We start from the raw sequence: 16,935 nt of genomic DNA, 5'->3' as shown, positions 1-16,935 counted from the left end.
GATGAATGAAGTAGTGTTGATCGTCAGTTCTGAATGTTGATGGTCAGCCTTGAGCGTCGACCGTCAGTCCTGGGCGGCGAAGGCATCGCCGAGGGCATTGATCAGGCGGTCCAGCTCGTCGTGTTCGGTGATGAACGGCAGGCCCAGCTGGATGGTGTCGCCGCCGTAACGGACATAGAAACCGGCCTTCCAGCAGTGCATGGCAATCTCATACGGGCGACGCGCCGGCTCGCCGGGATAGGCCTCGACCTGTAGCGCACCGGCCAGACCGTAGTTGCGGATGTCGCTGATGTAGCGTGTGCCCTTGAGCTCGTGCAGCTTCTTCTCGAATACCGGACTCAGCTCGCGGACGCGGGAGATGAGCTGGTCGTTCTCGAGCACGTCGAGGGCTGCCAGCGCCGCGGCACACGCCACCGGGTGACCGGAGTAGGTGTAGCCGTGGGGAATCTCCATCATGTAGTCGGGGCCGCCGTTGTCCATGAAGGTCTGGTAGATGTCGCCCTTGACGACCACGGCGCCCATCGGCACCGCGCCATTGGTGATCTGCTTGGCGACGTTGAGGATGTCCGGCGTGACCCCGAATTCCTCGGCGCCGCTCATGGCGCCCATGCGTCCGAAGCCGGTGATGACCTCATCGAAGATCAACAGGATGTCGTGCTGGTCGCATATCTCGCGAAGGCGTTTGAGATAGCCTACTGGCGGTGGCAGCACGCCGGCGGAGCCTGCCATCGGCTCGACGATGACGGCGGCGATATTGGAGGCATCATGCAGCGCGATCAGCTCCAGCAGCTCATCGGCGCGCTCGGCACCGGTCTTGGGCATGCCGGGCGTGAAGACATTTTCCTTGAGCAGGGTATGCGGCAGGTGATCGGCATCGACCCCCTGGCCGTAGAGCGAGCGGTTGGCCCCGATGCCACCGACGCTGAAGCCCCCGAAGTTGACGCCGTGATAGCCCTTGCTGCGCCCGATCAGTTTGGTCTTGGTCGGCTTGCCTTTCTTGCGCCAGTAGGCACGCGCGATCTTCAGTGAGGTGTCGGCACTCTCGGAGCCGGAGCCGGTGAAGAAGACGTGATCCAGCCCCTCGGGCATCAGCGTCTTGATGCGGTGCGCCAGCTCGAAGGCCTTGGGATGGCCGTACTGGAAGGCGGGCGCGTAATCCAGCTCGCGCAGCTGCGTGCTGACCGCCTCGGCGATTTCCGGGCGGCAATGGCCGGCACCGCAGGTCCAGAGACCCGACAGGCCATCGAAGATCTGACGGCCCTGGGAGTCCGTGAAGTAGGCTCCCTGCGCCTTGGTGATGATGCGTGGGTCCTGCTTGAACTGGCGGTTGGCCGTGTAGGGCATCCAGTAGGCATCGAGCTGCTCCTGGCTCAACCCTGCCTGAGCGGAAGGGGATGTATCGAAGGCGGTCATGATGTCTCCCACAGAGTGTGTTGTTGTTGGTTCTCGGCTCCTGTCGACTAGATTAGGAAGTCCTTTTGGTAAGATAAATGTCATTGTCTTTATCTTCAGGAAAGCATTTACTTAACTTTCTATGTCGTGGAATTCAGGAGGGCAGACCATGCGCAAGGACGGCATGAGGGGGCAGCTTGGCGATGCCGATCTGCGTCTGCTGCGCATCTTTCGCAAGGTGGTGGAGTGCGGCGGTTTCTCGGCGGCCGAGATCGAGCTCAATATCAGTCGCTCCGCCATCAGCATGGCGATGAGTGACCTGGAGACGCGGTTGGGCCTCAAGCTCTGTCAGCGCGGGCGCAGTGGTTTCGCGCTCACCAATGAGGGAAGAGACGTGCATGAAGCTGTGATGCAGATGCTGGCGGCGGCAGAGGGCTTTCGCACACGCATCAATGGTCTGCATGCCTGGCTCAAGGGCGAGCTGAACATCGGCATCACCGACAATCTGGTCACCATGCCCGAGATGCACATCACGGATGCGCTGAGTGCGCTGAAGGGCCACGGCCCGGAGGTGATGATCAACATCCGCATGATTCCCCCCAACGAGATCGAGCGTGCCGTGCTGGATGGCCGCCTGCATACCGGGGTGATCCCGACGCTCAAGACGCTGCCGGGGCTCGAGTATCGCTCGCTCTATGAGGAAACCTCCTGCCTTTACTGCGCGCGGGGCCACGCGCTGTTTCGCGAGCCCCGCGCGGGCGATACCCTTGCGCGGGGGCGTCCGGTGGGTGAGGAAGAGATTCGCCAGCATGATGCGGTGCTACCGGCCTACGCGCAGACGCCTGCGATCAAGGCGCTGCATGAACCGCTCAAAGCCGCCGCTTCCGCGACTGACCGCGAGGGCATCGCCTTTTTGGTGCTTTCCGGGCGCTATCTCGGCTATCTGCCCACCCACTATGCCGAGCGCTGGGTGCGCGATGGCCAGATGCAGGCGCTCAGTCCGGTGGCCAATTCCTATGTCACTTATTACAGCGCCATCACGCGCAAGAGTCGCCCACCCAATCTGGTGCTGGAACGTTATCTGACGGAGCTGGACGCCCTGCGCCAGGCGAAACCGGCCCGAAGAGCGCAGGCGGCGAGGGAGAGCAAGCCATGAACAAGCCCAGGCGTGCCGGGGTCAGGGAAGTCGCCCAGCTGGCGGGGGTGTCGGTCGCGACGGTCTCACGGGTACTCAACAATCCCGAAAAGGTGATGAAGAAGACGGCCGACAAGGTGCTGGCGGCGGCCGACGCCCTCGATTTCCTGCCCAATAATGCCGCGCGTGTGCTGTCTCAGCATCAGTCGCGCACTCTGGGAATCGTGATCCCGACCTTCGAGAACCCGATCTACGCCAAGTTCATCGATGCATTGGAAGGCGCGCTGGCGCGGGCGCACTACAGCCTGCTGGTGACGACCACTCAGAAAGGGCGGGTGACGGAATTCGACAAGGTACGCGAGCTGGTCAACATGGGGGTGGACGCCGTGATTCTGCCCGGTGGCAGTCATGCCGCCGAGACACTGGACTACCTGTCACGCTTCTCGGTGCCGGTGGTCTTCAACAGCATCTACCTGCCGGACTCGCCGTTGATCACGGTGGGCTATGACAACTATGGCCTGGCCAAGGCGCTGGCGGAGTATCTGATGTCCCTGGGGCATCAGCGTATCGTGATCCTCTCCGAACCGTTGGCTCACAACGACCGCGCGCGCCTGCGCTACGACGGCGCCGTTGCCGCATTGCAGGCGTTGGAGGCCGCCCGCACCGATCGCGAACATGATCAGTTCGTCGATATCACCACCGCCGGGGCGAGTGCCGCGATAGGCGAGCTTCATTGTGAGGCTGGGGGCGCGCTCGATGGCGAAGGGCAAGGCGGCCTGCGGGATGGCATCACCGCCGTGATGTGCCTCAATGATGTACTGGCCAGTGGTGCCATGCTGGCACTGCAGCGGCGGGGAATTCGTGTGCCGCAACAGGTCTCGGTGGTGGGATTCGATGACCTGGAAATGGCGGAGTTTTTCAATCCACCGCTGACGACGGTAGACCTGCCGGTGGAGGAGATGGGCGAAGTGATCGCCCAGGCGTTGATCCGCCATCTCGAGGACGACGCGCCCTTGACGTCACGCTTGCTGGACGCGTCGCTAGCGATTCGCGGCAGTGCAGGCCCGGCGCCCAGTCCGGACTGAGCACCTGCTCGCGGGGTCTGATTCTCGGGGCTTGATTCTCGGGGCCTGACTCACACTGCCTGACTCACACTGCCTGGCTCACAGCGTCTTGTAGTCGACCCAGCCCGGACCGTAGATCGGCTGCAACCAGGCGCGATGCAGGGAGTTGTCCAGCGACTCGGCCTGAAAGCGCACGTACTTCCAGTCGCCGTCCAGCTCCAGCTCCCACTCTGCAGCAGCGGTGGGGGCCGTGATCTCGATCAGCTGCGGCGCCTCTGGCTCGCCTGCGTCTGTGGGGGCCATGCCTCGCTGCACCATCGCCTTCCACTTCACCTTGTCCTGTGCGCAGACGCGAAAGGTGTAGCGTTCCTGCTGTTCAGACATTGCCAGTGGTGTATCGGCCAGCACGACCCCGGTGCTGGCATAGAACCGGTTACGCTTCACGTTGCGCAGGATATCCACTTCGGTCAGGGCGGCCTCCACCATGATGAAGCCGAGGGGGGCATAGTTCTCGTAGATGTACTGTTCACGATAGAACTCGTCATTGCCGGCAAAGCCGGCACAACGCACCCCCTCGCAGAGCAGATCATCCCAGCAGGGCTCTGCCATGTGTGGCGCGTAGGGCTTCTCCCCCATGTGTTCTTCCAGGATGGAAAGGCCGTTGTAGACCTCCATGCCCATGATGTTCATCTCCGCGAGGCGGACACACGGGTTTAGGAGCGTCTTCTTGATCTGTGTCCATTCGCCGCCTTCGCGCGGGCGAGTGGTCTCGAAGAAGTTGGGGTGGGCGCAGATCGACAGACCGCCGACCTTTCCCATGCTCAGCACATGCAGATATTTCGAATGCTCGCCGGCGAAATAGCCGTCGAGATAGCCGCCATCGTCGATAGTGTCGTTCTGGATCTCGCGTCCCGGAATCACCACGAAGTCATCACGCTGCTCGCCGCGTGAGAACAGCTCGATATTGTTGAGGTAGGGGTGAACCGAGGTGCACACGAAATCGAAGTGGAAGGGAGCGGTCTGTGAGCGCCGGATCACTTCGTCATGGTCCTTGCCATGAATCCGGTCCATCGAAATGCTCTCATCGAGCGCTTCGCAGGTGTGTACATGGATATTGCCCTTGAGCCAGCGCGTGCCGGACTGAGGCTCTGACTCGCTCAGTGGGGCGTAGGGGTTATTGACACGATGGGCGGCTGGCATGGCGGCGCTGTGGGAAGTCTGTGCTGCTCGGGTCATGTGTGGCGTCCTTGTGATGACAGCGGGCCGAAATAACAGCTCTGCTGATCAGTCAGCAAATGGAGGGATCACAAGCAAGCGGGGGCAGGTACCAGACTTCAAGCAGCGGCTCGTGGCAGCAACAAGCCCCGAGCCACTTACTCTCGTTCTGGTTCTTGCGATTCAGGCTCGCTCAGCCAACTTTCGAGGTCAGCGCGAGATCCGCTTTGGAAGTGCTCGATGCGACGCTTGTGGCCTGTGAATCGGCGCCGTCCCAGTAATAGGCCGCAACATCCTCGCTGGGGCTATGGCGGGTCAGCTTGCTGACGATCACTAGCACCACCAGCGAGGTCAAAAAGCCCGGGTAGGCGGGGTCTATGTCGGTCGACAGCAGCGGCCAGAGAGCAGTGACGCTCAGGGCGCTCGCCATGCTGCTGATGCAGCCCTTGGACGTCGCATGCTTCCAGAACATCACCGCGAAGAACGGGAAGATCAGCGTGGTGGCTGAGATACGCAGCGCCCACTGGTAGGCCGAGATGATGTCGGTCATCAGGAAGGTGACGCCCAGTCCCAGCACGCTGATGACGACGACACTCAGACGTGCCGAGGCCATCTTCTGCTTCTCGTTGGCCTGACGATTGATGAAGTTGCCGTAGAGGTCATGCGCCAGATTGGAGCTGCCCTGCAGGATGTAGGAGTCCGCCGAGGTCATCAGGGCGGCCAGCAGGCCGACGATGACCAGCCCGCCGATGGCCGGGTGCAGCAACTGCATGGTGACGTAGGAGAAGACGTGGTCGGCCGAGGTATCCAGCGGCACGAATTGACGCGCCAGCACGCCGATGCAATAGGGCAGGAAGGAAATCAGCATCACGATCGAGAAGCCTGACACGCCGGCCTTGATGGCCACGTCCTCACTCTCGGAGGCAAAGATACGCTGCCAGGTGCACTGCCAGACGAGATAGAACGGCGCCACCGTCAGCGCGAAGGTCACTACCTCCATCGTCTTGCCTTCCGGCAGCGGGGCCAGAAACTCGATCGGCGTATTGAGCAGGGCATGTTCCAGGCCTCCGGCATAGCTGAGCGCTGTGAAGCCCAGCACCATGATGCCGGCGATCAACAGGATGCTCTGCAGGGCATCGGTGACGATGGCGGCTTCAAGTCCTCCCAGAATGGTGAAACCGAGAATCAGCGCAAATGACACGAAGATGGCGGTATTGAACTCCAGCCCCAGCACCACGGTGAGAATGGTGCTCATGCCGATGATCTGGATCGCGGTGGCAGGCACCGAGTAGATGAAAGCCGAGAAGCACGAGGGAAACAGACTGGCCTTGCGGCCGAAACGGCGTCCGAACAGGTCTGCCAAGGTATAGAGCTTCTTGCGCCGCAGCGGGCGGCTGAAGAAGATGACCAGCATCAGGCTCGCGATGATGCCGGGCAGGGCGAACATGAAGTAGCCGGAGAGCCCCTTGGAAAAGCCCATGCCCATCCAGCCGATGAAGGCTGCCGCGCCACACCAGGTGCTGATGGTGGTGCCGGTGATCTTCCAGTAGCCCATGTTCCAGCCGGCAATCAGATAGCTGTCAGAGGTCTTCACCTTGCGGAAGTAGTAGTAGCCGATCGCGAACATGATCACGAAATAGCCAATGATATAGGAGTAGTACCAAGCCATAGTCGAGTCTCCGTTTATTGTTGATTGTTCTATGAAGGGCGTGCATGAAGCAGAGCGTACGTGGTGTTGCAGGGACTGAAACGACCCTCTGATTGTCGGGGATGGCGCAGTGGGGCAGGTAGCGGACATGGCCGGGACAGCCATGTCTTGCCTTTGAATGTAACCCGTTACATCGACTCAATCTAGCCGAGAAAAAGGCGCTGTCAAAAACAAATTTCACCGATGGACGAAAGTCTCATGCCGGCGCGATGGCAAGATTCTCGTGGGGAGGAGAGTCATGCAAGAAGCGTCATCCACATGCCTCTTCGCTCAGAAAACAGGTGCCGTAACTGGAGGAAACGGCGACAGCTCTGATGCCATTCAGGCGATACGACTGCCGAATGAAGGAAGGGCTATGCAGGACACATCTCGCAAGGTGGCGAGGCAGGCGATTTTTTCTTCGGCCTGCGGGGCATGGCAGGGCATGAACTCGGGGCGAGCTCGGTCAGGGAGGCGGGCAGAATCACGGGGTCATCTGAAAGACGCACTGTGTCTTGGCCAGCGTAAAGCCGCAGGCGGCATAGAATTTCCTGGCGACATCGCGCGCCTCATGGGTGCGAACTCGCAGGGTCAGCGCCTCGTCCGATGCCCAGGCAATGGCCTGCCTGGCCAATGCCCGCCCTGCGCCTTGTCGTTGCGCCTCCTGGGCGACGGACAGGCCCAGTATCTCGATGAAATCGGCTGAAGCGACACGAAAGACGTGCTGGGCGTGCAGCCAGCCAATCACTATCCCCGCCTGTTCCGCTACCCAGATGCGGTCATACTGAGAAGCCAACAGGTGCTCCAGTCGCTGCAGGATCAACGCATCATCGTCGTGGGGCAGATAGCCCAGTGCGGACGCGACGCGTGAAATTCCCTGGGCATCCTCGGGTGTGGCAAGGCGAATCTTCATTGATGTTGCCCAGTCCCCATGACGATGATGATGGATGTTCGAGGGTCTCATTCGTCAGAGAGGCTCATTCATCGTCATAGTGAATGATCGACAGCAGCTGAATCGGTACCTCGTTCAATTTCTCGGGACCATGCGGCACACCGGCATCGAAGGCCAGACTGTCGCCAGGTTCCATATCGTAGAACCTGTCGCCATGACGATAAGTGAGACGACCTGAGAGCAGGTAGATGAACTCATGGCCGGCATGACAGAAGTTGGGAAAGACTTCGCTGGCGTCATCCATGGTGATCAGGAAGGGTTCGTAGCGTTTCTTTGGTCCCTGCTTGTAGCTCAATAATTGATAGGCATGGCCGACTTCCGTGCCGGTACGCACCACCTGCATGCCTTGCCCGGCCCTGATGTGCTGTGCGCCACGCCCATTGACATCGTAATCGCTGAACAGCTTTGAGATCGGCAGGCTTAAGGCATTGCAAAGCTTGTTGAGGGTATCGAGGCTGGTGGATACCTGAGCGTTTTCCACCTTGCTGATCATGCCTTGACTGATCCCAGCGATACGCGAGACATCGGAAATCTTGTAGCCCTGTGAAACGCGCTGCTGCTTGAGCGCGCGCGCGATGTGCTGCTCAAGTCCCAGGCGTGTCTCGTCGGCTGCCGCGGTGATGGTCTCTTTCACCTCGGACTGCGCGGCAGGTTTCGCGGCCAGCGCAGGGGAATTCGTGTCAGAGGATTTGGTGTCAGACACCTTCGCTTGAGGTGTGTCGGGAGTACTGGAGGATTCTCGCGGCATGGATAACTCCTGTGGCGGAGGTGAATGCGATAGGAATGGGCAGGCGGGGTGAGAATACGCGTCCTTGTGGGAGTCGTTGCGCGTCACCCGCGTGCGGATATTGGGTGACATTATCAAGTTTACCGCCAACCCTCATCCACGTTTGTGGCCAGTCCTCGTCCTGACTCCATGGCATCTGATGCAAGAGGCCTCCTCGACGTCATGCCGAGGAGGCCTCTCAGGTTTCACGCAATCCAGCATCACGCGATTCGCGCTGTCGCCTCGGGGCTTGAGCTGTTGCCTCGTGGCTATGGCGCGCGATCAGCCGCGCGCCAGTCGCTTGGCCTTTTCCGGGTCATCGAAGGGCAGGGAGTGGCTGATGGCCGAGAGGCTGGTCTCGCCGTCAGTGCCGGTCTTGAGGGTCAGCGGAGTGCCATGCTCGGCATAGCCGGGTTCGAGACGTGCCAGGGCCATGGAACGATCGCTCAGGCGCGAGTACATGCCCTGGGTGATGACACCGACACACTTGCCGTCGGCGTAGATCTTGTCACCGATCTGGGCGACGTCTCTCGAATCCAGCAGCACGCCATAGACCTTGACACGCTCCTTGCCCTGCAGCGCGAAGTGTTCGCTGGCGCCACGGAATTCGGTCTTGCCCGGCGAGACTGTGAAGTCCAGGCCCAGCTCCCACAGGGTGTCGCCCACCGGCTGATCAGGATAGGGGTAGGTTTCGGAATTGTCCGCCGGGTAGAACAGCAGGTGGCTCTCGACCCGCAGCCAGTCAAGGGTACCGAAACTGCACGGCTTGATGCCCATGTCGGCGCCGTCCTCGAGAATTTTCTCCCACAGAGAGGGGGCGTCCTTCGCCTTGCAAAAGATCTCGTAGCCACGCTCGCCGGTGTAGCCGGTGCGCGAGATCATCACGTGGTAGCCAAATAGCTGGGTCTGCAGATGGTGGAAGTAACGCAGCTCACGAACACCTGGTACGTGACGCTCCAGGAAATCCACCGCGACCGGCCCCTGCAGTGACATGTCATGCATGTCGTCATCGAAGGTCAGGCTGACGGCGCGCCCCAGGGCACTCTTGGCCAGCATTTCATTCGCGGTACCTGTGCCGTGCACTACGAGGTAAGAGTTCGGCGCCAGACAATAGACGATGCAGTCGTCGACGAACTTGCCTGCCTCATTCAAGACGCTGGCGTACACCGATTTGCCCGGATACAGCTTGGACATGTCGCGCGTGGTGACGTAATCCAGCACGGCCTGGGCATGCGGGCCATTGCAGTGGATCTTCTTGAGTCCCGAGACATCCATCAATCCGGCGCGGGTGCGGATGGTCTCGTGGTCATCGGCCGTCTCCGAGACGGCGTAATTCCAGGCGGTGCCCATGCCATTCCAGTCTTCCAGCTCCGCGCCCAGCTTGCGGTGTTGTTCGGCCAGTGCCGAGATGCGCCATGAATTCGCCATGCGTCCCTTTCTCCTGTGAGTCGTGCTGCCTAGCGTAAGTGGGGGGTGCCGTAGTCCTGCTGATGATGGCGCGCAAGACGCGCATCCGCCGCAGGAGGTGTTGTTGTTCTTTCGCCTTGTCAGGCGCCTCTTCAGGCGCTTCACAAGGGCTTGTGCCTGCTGCTTGCCTTGCTTGATCGTACGAGGGTCGATTCTTGGAAGGAAAGAAACATTCCTCATGGTTAAGCAAGGGGCTTGCCAATTCCGTCAAAGGCCATGGCCACGGCAGCCCTTGAGCGAGTCAGGCGCCAATTGGCAGCACGAATTCGGGCGTGAATATTAGCGTTTTGCGTCATGCTGGTGCGAAGAGAGAGCTTTGGGCACCGAAATGATGCCTATTTCGAGAAACGGGCGGGAATTCACTCAGGATCACCTGGCGTTTCCTGTGGGGTGAAATGGACTTGGAAAATAAATTTCCATGCAAAACAGGAGGTTGATGAAAAGTTCCGGGCGGCAACTGGCGAAATGGCATGCCGCATGCTTTTCTTTGAGGGAAATAAAGTTGACCAGCAGGAATCACAAAAATCGTTTCATCCGCTATCTTGACGTGGCGAGTCACCACAAGGGGTCAGGTTCCCCGGGGTGGCAGACAGTGTCGAGGGAGATGGAACCCGGTCCGCTCTCAGAGGAAACCCAGATGTCACCCGAAAACGCGCAACAGTTCATCAAGGATCACGACATTCGCTATCTGCTGGCGCAGTTCGTGGATATTCATGGCGCTGCCAAGACCAAGTCCGTGCCGGCCAATTGCCTGATGGATGTGGTCGAGAAGGGCGCCGGCTTTGCCGGCTTCGCCGTCAGTGGTCTCGGTATGTCCCCGGAGGGGCCGGACTTCTTGGCGCGGGGAGATCTGAGCTCGTTGTCGCTGGTGCCGTGGCAGCCGGGTTATGCACGCATGGCTTGCGATGGCTACGTCAATGGTGAGCCGTTCGCCAATGATAGCCGCGTGGTGCTGCTCAAGCAGCTAGAGCGTTTGAAGGAGAAGGGCTGGACGCTCAATAGCGGATTGGAGCCAGAATTCTCACTATTCCGTCGGGGGGAAGCGGGTGAGCTATTGCCGGTGGACGAGAGCGATACCCTCGCCAAGCCCTGCTATGACTACAAGGGTCTGTCGCGTTCGCGGGAATTCCTCGAACGTCTGGTCGAATCGCTGCAAGCGGTGGACTTCGACGTCTATCAGATCGATCACGAGGACGCCAACGGCCAGTTCGAGATCAACTACACCTACAGCGATGCGCTGACCTCGGCAGACCGCTTCACCTTCGTGCGCATGGCCGCCGGCGAGATCGCCAATGATCTGGGTATGGTGTGCTCCTTCATGCCCAAGCCGCTGGCAGACCGCCCGGGCAACGGCATGCACTTCCACCTGTCCATCTGCGATGACACCGGCCGCAACCTGTTCGGCGATGATTCCGACGCCCAGGGCATGGGCCTGTCGCCGCTGGCGTACCATTTCCTCGGTGGTCTCCTGGCACATGCCCCAGCACTGTGTGCCTTTGCCGCGCCGACCGTCAATTCCTACAAGCGTCTGGTCGGTGGTGGCAGCACCAGCGGCGCGACCTGGGCGCCGGTCTTCGTCGCCTATGGCGACAACAACCGTTCGGCCATGGTGCGTGTACCCTACGGCCGCCTTGAGTTCCGCCTACCGGACGCCGGCTGCAACCCCTATCTCGTCCACGCCGCCATCATCGCGGCGGGACTGGATGGCGTGGCACGCAAGCTGGATCCGGGCACTGCACACAACATCAATCTCTACTCGCTGACCCCGAGTGAATGCGCCGAAAAGGGCATCGAGAAACTGCCGCAGAATCTGGCGCTGGCCATCGATGCGCTCGAGGCGGACAGCATTCTGCGCGAGAGCCTGGGCGAGGGAATCTGCGCCGAGTTCATGCGTCTCAAGCGCGAGGAATGGCTGGATTACAACGCGCAGGTCAGTGCCTGGGAAGTCCAGCGCTACGCCGAATTCTTCTGACCTCATCCGGTGGCGCTCGTGGATATCGCGGGTCATGCCTGACGAGGGTCACCACCTCACTACCACGCTCAAGATAACAAGCAGGAGACGCCTCCTGCCCGTGAGAGGACATCACCATGTGTGGAATCGTAGGACTATATCTCAAGAACCCGGCGCTGGAATCGCGCCTGGGGGAGCTGTTCGAGCCGATGTTGATCGCGATGACCGATCGCGGCCCGGACAGCGCCGGCTTCGCCATCTATGGCGACGAATTCGACGCTGGCATCAAGCTGACGCTGCAAAGCGATGGTGCCGATGAGGATTGGGAAGCGATCGCCAGAGGCTTGGGCGAGCAGGTCGGCACGGTGGCGGACTGGTTCAGCAATGCCAGTGTCGCCGTGTTCAAGATCGCCGGGGAAGAGAGCGCCGTGCGCAGCTGGCTTGCCGACAGCGCCCCGCAGATTCGCGTGCTGAGCGTGGGGCAGAGCATCGAGATCCTCAAGGCGGTGGGCCTGCCGGCCCATATCGCCAGCCTCTATGGCCTCAAGGGCATGCAGGGCAGCCACATCATCGGCCATACCCGCATGGCGACCGAAAGCGCTGTGACCCTGCAGGGCAGTCACCCGTTCTCCACCGGGCGCGACCTGTGCCTGGTCCACAACGGCTCGCTGTCCAACCACAACTGGCTGCGCACCAAGCTCAAGCGTGAAGGCATCAGCTTCGAGACCGACAACGATTCCGAAGTTGCCGCCGGCTACCTGACCTGGCGTCTGGAGCAGGGCGACAGCCTGGAAGCCGCGATCACCGGCGCCCTGAAGGACCTTGATGGCTTCTTCACCTTCACCATCGGCACGCGTGATGGCTTCGCCGTGGTGCGTGACCCGATTGCCTGCAAGCCAGCCGTGATCGCCGAGACCGATGACTACGTCGCCATGGCCTCGGAATACCGTGCCCTGGCCAGTCTGCCGGGCATCAAGGATGCCCGCGTGTGGGAGCCGGAACCCGGCCGCCTGTATCTGTGGGAAAAAGACACCGCCCGTTCGGAGGCCGCGTAATGATGAAGACACACGATCTGGCCGTTGAAGGGCTGCGCGAATTGAACCAGGCCCTGCACGATGCCGACACCCTGAAGGAAGCGCGTGAGTGGCGAGTGGTCAATTCCGACGGCGCCCACAACATCGCCTGCGGCATCAATGACGACATCAGTGTCGATATCGATGGCCATGCGGGTTACTACTGCGCAGGCATGAACCAGAAGGCCAACGTCACCATCCACGGCAACACCGGGGTCGGGGTGGCGGAAAACATGATGTCCGGCTGCGTACGAGTGAAGGGTGATGCTTCCCAGTCCGCGGGCGCGACCGCGCACGGCGGCCTGCTGATCATCGAAGGCAATGCCTCGGCGCGCTGCGGTATCTCGATGAAGGGTGTCGATATCGTCGTCAAGGGCAACATCGGGGCCATGAGTGCGTTCATGGGCCAGGCGGGACGCATGGTGGTCTGCGGCGATGCCGGTGAAGGCCTTGGTGATTCGCTCTATGAAGCGCGAATCTATGTGAAAGGTACGGTCGCATCGCTGGGTGCGGATTGTGTCGCCAAGGAGATGCGTTCCGAGCACCTGGAAGAACTGGCGGAATTGCTGACGAGTGCCGGAATCGAGGAAGACCCGGCCAGCTTCACGCGTTATGGATCTGCGCGTCAGCTCTATCACTTCAAGGTCGACAACGCCTCAGCCTACTGATCAGGATGCCCAACATGACCGACGAGACTCAAACACAGCCTTATAACCCGGCACTGCGCGAATCCGCGACCTTCGGCCGCGATGCCATCCATGAGATTCAGCGAGCGGCAGAAACGGGAATCTACGATATCCGTGGCTGGGGCGCCAAGCGCAAGGTGCCGCATTTTGATGATCTGCTGTTCCTCGGTGCCAGCATGTCGCGCTATCCGCTGGAAGGCTATCGCGAGAAGTGTGAGACCGAAGTCGTGCTCGGCACGCGTCATGCCAAGAAGCCGGTCGTGATCAGCACACCGGTGACCATCGCCGGCATGAGCTTCGGTGCCCTGTCCGCCCAGGCCAAGGAAGCGCTAGGACGTGGTGCCTCGGAAGTTGGCACCTCTACCACTACCGGCGATGGCGGCATGACCCCGGAGGAGCGCGGTCAGTCCTCGCGCCTCGTCTATCAGTATCTGCCGTCACGTTATGGCATGAACCCGGACGACCTGCGCAAGGCTGATGCCATCGAAGTCGTGCTCGGCCAGGGCGCCAAGCCCGGCGGTGGCGGCATGTTGCTGGGGCAGAAGATTTCCGAGCGGGTCGCGGGCATGCGCACGCTGCCGCAGGGCATCGACCAGCGCAGCGCCTGTCGCCACCCGGACTGGACCGGCCCGGACGACCTGGCGATCAAGATTGCCGAACTGCGTGAGATCACCGACTGGCAGGTACCAATCTACGTCAAGATCGGCGCAACCCGCACCTACTACGACGTCAAGTTGGCGGTGAAGGCGGGCGCGGATGTCATCGTGCTGGATGGCATGCAGGGCGGTACCGCCGCCACTCAGGATGTCTTCATCGAACACGTCGGCATTCCGACCATGGCCGCCATTCCTCAGGCCACTCAGGCTCTGCAGGAAATGGGCCTGCACCGTGAGGTGCAGCTGATCGTCTCCGGCGGGATTCGCAACGGCGCCGATGTGGCCAAGGCGATCGCGTTAGGTGCCGACGCCGTGGCCATCGGCACCGCCGCCTTGATTGCGCTGGGCGACAACCATCCGCGCTACGCTGAGGAGTACAAAAAGCTGGGATCCGCCGCCGGTTTCTATGATGACTTCCAGGATGGCAAGTGCCCGGCCGGTATCTCCACCCAGGACCCGGAGTTGAGCCAGCGACTGGACCCGGCCGCAGCCGGAAAGCGTCTGGCCAACTACCTGCGTGTGTTGACACTGGAAGCCCAGACTTTGGCACGTGCCTGTGGCAAGTCGCATCTGCACCACCTGGAACCAGAAGATCTGGTCGCCCTGAACGTGGAAGCCGCGGCCATGGCCCGGGTGCCGCTGGCGGGCACCAACTGGGTGCCGGGACAGGGTGGATATTGATGACATGATCTTTATTGTGCGTATGCCATTGCGCATGTTTGATGTGGCAATGTGACCTGACGATATCGAGTCATAAAAGCGCCTCACCCCTCCGGTGAGGCGCTTTCTTTTGTGCTGAGTCAAACCAAGGAATCCGTCCAATATCATGCAAGCGAAAGCGCGTCAGAATGCTGGCGACGGAGTAGCACATGGTGTCGTTTCGAATGAAAGGTCGTGATTTTATCAAGGCATATTTTTCTATTCTTTCAGGATATTGTGGTTGTTTAGTGAGGAAGATGTCAGGCGTAGGGGTTGGCTTGTGGAGTGAGGTTGAATCAGGGCAATAATGGTGAATACAAGCCGTTTTTCCTGAGTTTAGTGTACTGTTTTGGTGCGTGAATGTACCCATTGTTTGTTCATATATAAAGTGGGGTTTTTAGGCGGTTTTTTCGGGTATATCGAGCAATGTATTTGCCGTCAATGGCACGAAATGTGCTCAAGAAATTGAGTGGTAGTCGGATGCGCGTCATCGTCAAGACGGCGGCATTACAACAAGGACAATTTCTCAGAGCAGGGTCGTGTCATGAAAAGCCCGCAATCATCCTCTGTCACTGCCGGGATTCGAAGTCGGCAACACTATCCACGCATCGAGGCGCTGCCCGATGCCCAACGCTATCTGGTGGCGTGCCAGTCTCCCGAGAGCCTGCCAGGCACTGGTGAGGCGGGGGGCAACGCCCGTCAGCAGCTGCAGTTGCATTGTCAGCTGATCAGTACGCTGCTCGATCAGCTCGGCAGCCACGAGGTGGGAGGCGCCGTGCAATCCGCTCCGGCAACAGAGGCGTTGCCCACGGGGCCCGCCGACAACGCCCGCCTGCATCGCTGGCATGACGTCGATGACCGTCCAAAGGCCTGCGAGGCAGTGGTCGGCGCCATCAGCGAGATCGGTGTCACGGGGTGTCTGGTCATCATCGGCAGTGAGCATTTTGTGTGGCAGGTCGCCAATCTGGCTCAGCAGCAGGGGCTGCTGCTGGATGACATGGTGATGCTGCCGGTCGCTGCCCTGGGGCGGCATATGTTCTGCGTGCACTGTCAGCAAGTCAGTGGGCATGTCATCCACTCGCCGTCAGCCTGTGATGGTTGCGGCCTGATGCTGGAAGTGCGTGATCATTTTTCCAAGCGTCTCGGCGCCTACATGGGCGTGCGAATCGATGCGGAAGCCCCGGGAGAGATTCCCCCACAAGAGGAGGTGACACCATGTCTCGCTTCATGAAGGCGCGGGTCGTCGCGGTTGATCAGCTCAGCAGCAGCGTGCGTCGGCTTACTCTGGTGCCTGCCGATGAGGCTTCCCCCTTCACGCCGTTCTCGCCGGGCAGTCATGTGGTGCTGGGTATCCCGGGAGAGGGGCGGGTGTGTCGCAACGCCTACTCATTGATCAGCCCGCCGGATGATCCCTCGCATTACTGCATCGCGGTGCGTCGACAGCCGGTCTCGCGTGGTGGCTCCGAAGCCATCCATTCCCGCGTGCAGGTCGGCGACGAGCTGGAACTCAGCCCGCCGGCCAACCTGTTTCTGCCGCACTGGCAGGCACGCCATCATCTGATGTTGGCAGGGGGCATCGGCATCACGCCGTTTCTGTCCTACCTGCCGGAGCTTGAGCGACGTGACGCAAGCTGGGAGCTGCACCTGCGCAGTCAAGACCTCGATGTCGCCCGCTTCCCGGAGGCAGCGCCCTATCTGGCAAGTGGCAACATCACCCAGCATCGTCTCGAACGCCCGAATCTGAAGGCCTTGCTGGCGAGCCAGCCCTCCGGCACGCACGTCTATCTCTGCGGCCCGCAGGCCATGATCGATGCCGTGAAGGAAGCGGCACGCGAGCTGCACTGGAGTCTTGCGCGCATCCACCACGAGGTCTTTGCTGCCCCGGAACCGGGAACTCCCTTCACGGTGGTGGCACGCTCCAGCGGCGTCGAAGTGGCGGTCGGTTCGGATGAATCGCTGTTGGAAGCGTTGGAGCGCAGCGGTGTCGAGGTAACCAGCCTGTGTCGTGGTGGCGTCTGCGGACAGTGTCGGGTCGAGATGCTGGAAGGGGAAGCGGAGCACCGTGACGCCTTCCTCGATGAACAGGAGCGTGCCGGTCAGCGCTGTGTGATGCCGTGTGTTTCTCGGGCACGCAGTCAACGGCTGGTGCTGGATCTCTGAAAACGTCTTCTGGCGAGATGGACACTCAAGGA

Annotated in this window: 14 protein-coding genes; 8 read left to right on the top strand and 6 right to left on the bottom strand. The window is 60.7% G+C overall.

Annotated elements, in window-relative coordinates; genetic code table 11:
* Positions 1-63: 63 nt before the first annotated feature.
* Positions 64-1,413: an aspartate aminotransferase family protein gene (locus NH396_RS03565; protein WP_253061729.1), complete on the bottom strand. Its 1,350-nt coding sequence runs from the start codon at positions 1,411-1,413 to the stop codon at positions 64-66.
* Between the two features lie 148 nt (positions 1,414-1,561).
* On the opposite strand from NH396_RS03565, the gene NH396_RS03560 reads away from it, so the two are divergent.
* Both NH396_RS03560 and NH396_RS03555 read left to right on the top strand, forming a co-directional pair.
* The gene (locus NH396_RS03560; protein ID WP_253061727.1) at positions 1,562-2,548 is read left to right on the top strand and encodes a LysR family transcriptional regulator; all 987 of its coding nucleotides are present in this window, start codon (positions 1,562-1,564) and stop codon (positions 2,546-2,548) included.
* On the top strand, positions 2,545-3,612 hold the full coding sequence (locus NH396_RS03555) for a LacI family DNA-binding transcriptional regulator (RefSeq protein WP_253061725.1): 1,068 nt from the start codon (positions 2,545-2,547) through the stop codon (positions 3,610-3,612). The genes NH396_RS03560 and NH396_RS03555 overlap by 4 nt, the downstream gene beginning before the upstream one ends.
* 78 nt (positions 3,613-3,690) lie before the next feature.
* Here the strand turns inward: NH396_RS03555 and NH396_RS03550 are convergent, their stop codons facing one another.
* The 5 genes from NH396_RS03550 to NH396_RS03530 form a co-directional block, all read right to left on the bottom strand.
* Positions 3,691-4,827 (bottom strand): hypothetical protein, encoded by a 1,137-nt coding sequence (locus NH396_RS03550; protein ID WP_253061723.1) that lies wholly within the window; start codon positions 4,825-4,827, stop codon positions 3,691-3,693.
* A gap of 172 nt (positions 4,828-4,999) precedes the next feature.
* Complete coding sequence (locus tag NH396_RS03545) at positions 5,000-6,475, bottom strand: sodium:solute symporter family protein (protein WP_253061721.1); 1,476 nt, start codon at positions 6,473-6,475, stop codon at positions 5,000-5,002.
* A gap of 502 nt (positions 6,476-6,977) precedes the next feature.
* Complete coding sequence (locus tag NH396_RS03540; RefSeq protein ID WP_253061719.1) at positions 6,978-7,406, bottom strand: GNAT family N-acetyltransferase; 429 nt, start codon at positions 7,404-7,406, stop codon at positions 6,978-6,980.
* Positions 7,407-7,470: 64 nt separating this feature from the next.
* Positions 7,471-8,304, bottom strand: coding sequence for an XRE family transcriptional regulator (locus tag NH396_RS03535; RefSeq protein WP_253061717.1), 834 nt, complete (start codon positions 8,302-8,304; stop codon positions 7,471-7,473).
* Between the two features lie 189 nt (positions 8,305-8,493).
* The gene (locus NH396_RS03530; protein WP_253061715.1) at positions 8,494-9,639 is read right to left on the bottom strand and encodes an aminomethyltransferase family protein; all 1,146 of its coding nucleotides are present in this window, start codon (positions 9,637-9,639) and stop codon (positions 8,494-8,496) included.
* Between the two features lie 676 nt (positions 9,640-10,315).
* Between NH396_RS03530 and glnT the strand changes: the two genes are divergently transcribed.
* The 6 genes from glnT (at position 10,316) to NH396_RS03500 (ending at position 16,903) form a co-directional block, all read left to right on the top strand.
* A complete protein-coding gene (gene glnT, locus NH396_RS03525; protein WP_253061713.1) occupies positions 10,316-11,650 on the top strand; it encodes a type III glutamate--ammonia ligase in 1,335 nt (444 codons plus the stop codon).
* A gap of 116 nt (positions 11,651-11,766) precedes the next feature.
* Positions 11,767-12,684 carry a glutamine amidotransferase family protein gene (locus NH396_RS03520; RefSeq protein ID WP_253061711.1) on the top strand — a complete coding sequence of 306 codons (918 nt, stop codon included), beginning with the start codon at positions 11,767-11,769 and terminating at the stop codon, positions 12,682-12,684.
* On the top strand, positions 12,684-13,370 hold the full coding sequence (locus NH396_RS03515) for a protein glxC (protein ID WP_253061709.1): 687 nt from the start codon (positions 12,684-12,686) through the stop codon (positions 13,368-13,370). The genes NH396_RS03520 and NH396_RS03515 overlap by 1 nt, the downstream gene beginning before the upstream one ends.
* A 14-nt stretch (positions 13,371-13,384) precedes the next feature.
* A complete protein-coding gene (locus tag NH396_RS03510; protein ID WP_253061707.1) occupies positions 13,385-14,725 on the top strand; it encodes an FMN-binding glutamate synthase family protein in 1,341 nt (446 codons plus the stop codon).
* Positions 14,726-15,287: 562 nt separating this feature from the next.
* Entirely contained in the window at positions 15,288-15,974 is a 687-nt protein-coding gene (locus NH396_RS03505) for a dimethylamine monooxygenase subunit DmmA family protein (protein WP_253061705.1), read from the top strand.
* Positions 15,959-16,903: a PDR/VanB family oxidoreductase gene (locus NH396_RS03500; RefSeq protein ID WP_253061703.1), complete on the top strand. Its 945-nt coding sequence runs from the start codon at positions 15,959-15,961 to the stop codon at positions 16,901-16,903. Before NH396_RS03505 ends, NH396_RS03500 begins: the two co-directional genes overlap by 16 nt.
* The last annotated feature ends 32 nt before the right edge of the window (positions 16,904-16,935 follow it).

This window comes from Cobetia sp. Dlab-2-AX, assembly GCF_024124625.1.
Lineage (GTDB): Bacteria > Pseudomonadota > Gammaproteobacteria > Pseudomonadales > Halomonadaceae > Cobetia.
This window is presented reverse-complemented; position numbering and strand designations above follow the sequence as displayed.

Bases quoted from the DNA above. Each gene is read 5' to 3' on its own strand.
- NH396_RS03565 (WP_253061729.1), bottom strand. From the start codon at position 1,413: ATGACCGCCTTCGATACATCCCCTTCCGCTCAGGCAGGGTTGAGCCAG.
- NH396_RS03560 (WP_253061727.1), top strand. From the start codon at position 1,562: ATGCGCAAGGACGGCATGAGGGGGCAGCTTGGCGATGCCGATCTGCGT.
- NH396_RS03555 (WP_253061725.1), top strand. From the start codon at position 2,545: ATGAACAAGCCCAGGCGTGCCGGGGTCAGGGAAGTCGCCCAGCTGGCG.
- NH396_RS03550 (WP_253061723.1), bottom strand. From the start codon at position 4,827: ATGACCCGAGCAGCACAGACTTCCCACAGCGCCGCCATGCCAGCCGCC.
- NH396_RS03545 (WP_253061721.1), bottom strand. From the start codon at position 6,475: ATGGCTTGGTACTACTCCTATATCATTGGCTATTTCGTGATCATGTTC.
- NH396_RS03540 (WP_253061719.1), bottom strand. From the start codon at position 7,406: ATGAAGATTCGCCTTGCCACACCCGAGGATGCCCAGGGAATTTCACGC.
- NH396_RS03535 (WP_253061717.1), bottom strand. From the start codon at position 8,304: ATGTCACCCAATATCCGCACGCGGGTGACGCGCAACGACTCCCACAAG.
- NH396_RS03530 (WP_253061715.1), bottom strand. From the start codon at position 9,639: ATGGCGAATTCATGGCGCATCTCGGCACTGGCCGAACAACACCGCAAG.
- glnT (WP_253061713.1), top strand. From the start codon at position 10,316: ATGTCACCCGAAAACGCGCAACAGTTCATCAAGGATCACGACATTCGC.
- NH396_RS03520 (WP_253061711.1), top strand. From the start codon at position 11,767: ATGTGTGGAATCGTAGGACTATATCTCAAGAACCCGGCGCTGGAATCG.
- NH396_RS03515 (WP_253061709.1), top strand. From the start codon at position 12,684: ATGATGAAGACACACGATCTGGCCGTTGAAGGGCTGCGCGAATTGAAC.
- NH396_RS03510 (WP_253061707.1), top strand. From the start codon at position 13,385: ATGACCGACGAGACTCAAACACAGCCTTATAACCCGGCACTGCGCGAA.
- NH396_RS03505 (WP_253061705.1), top strand. From the start codon at position 15,288: ATGAAAAGCCCGCAATCATCCTCTGTCACTGCCGGGATTCGAAGTCGG.
- NH396_RS03500 (WP_253061703.1), top strand. From the start codon at position 15,959: ATGTCTCGCTTCATGAAGGCGCGGGTCGTCGCGGTTGATCAGCTCAGC.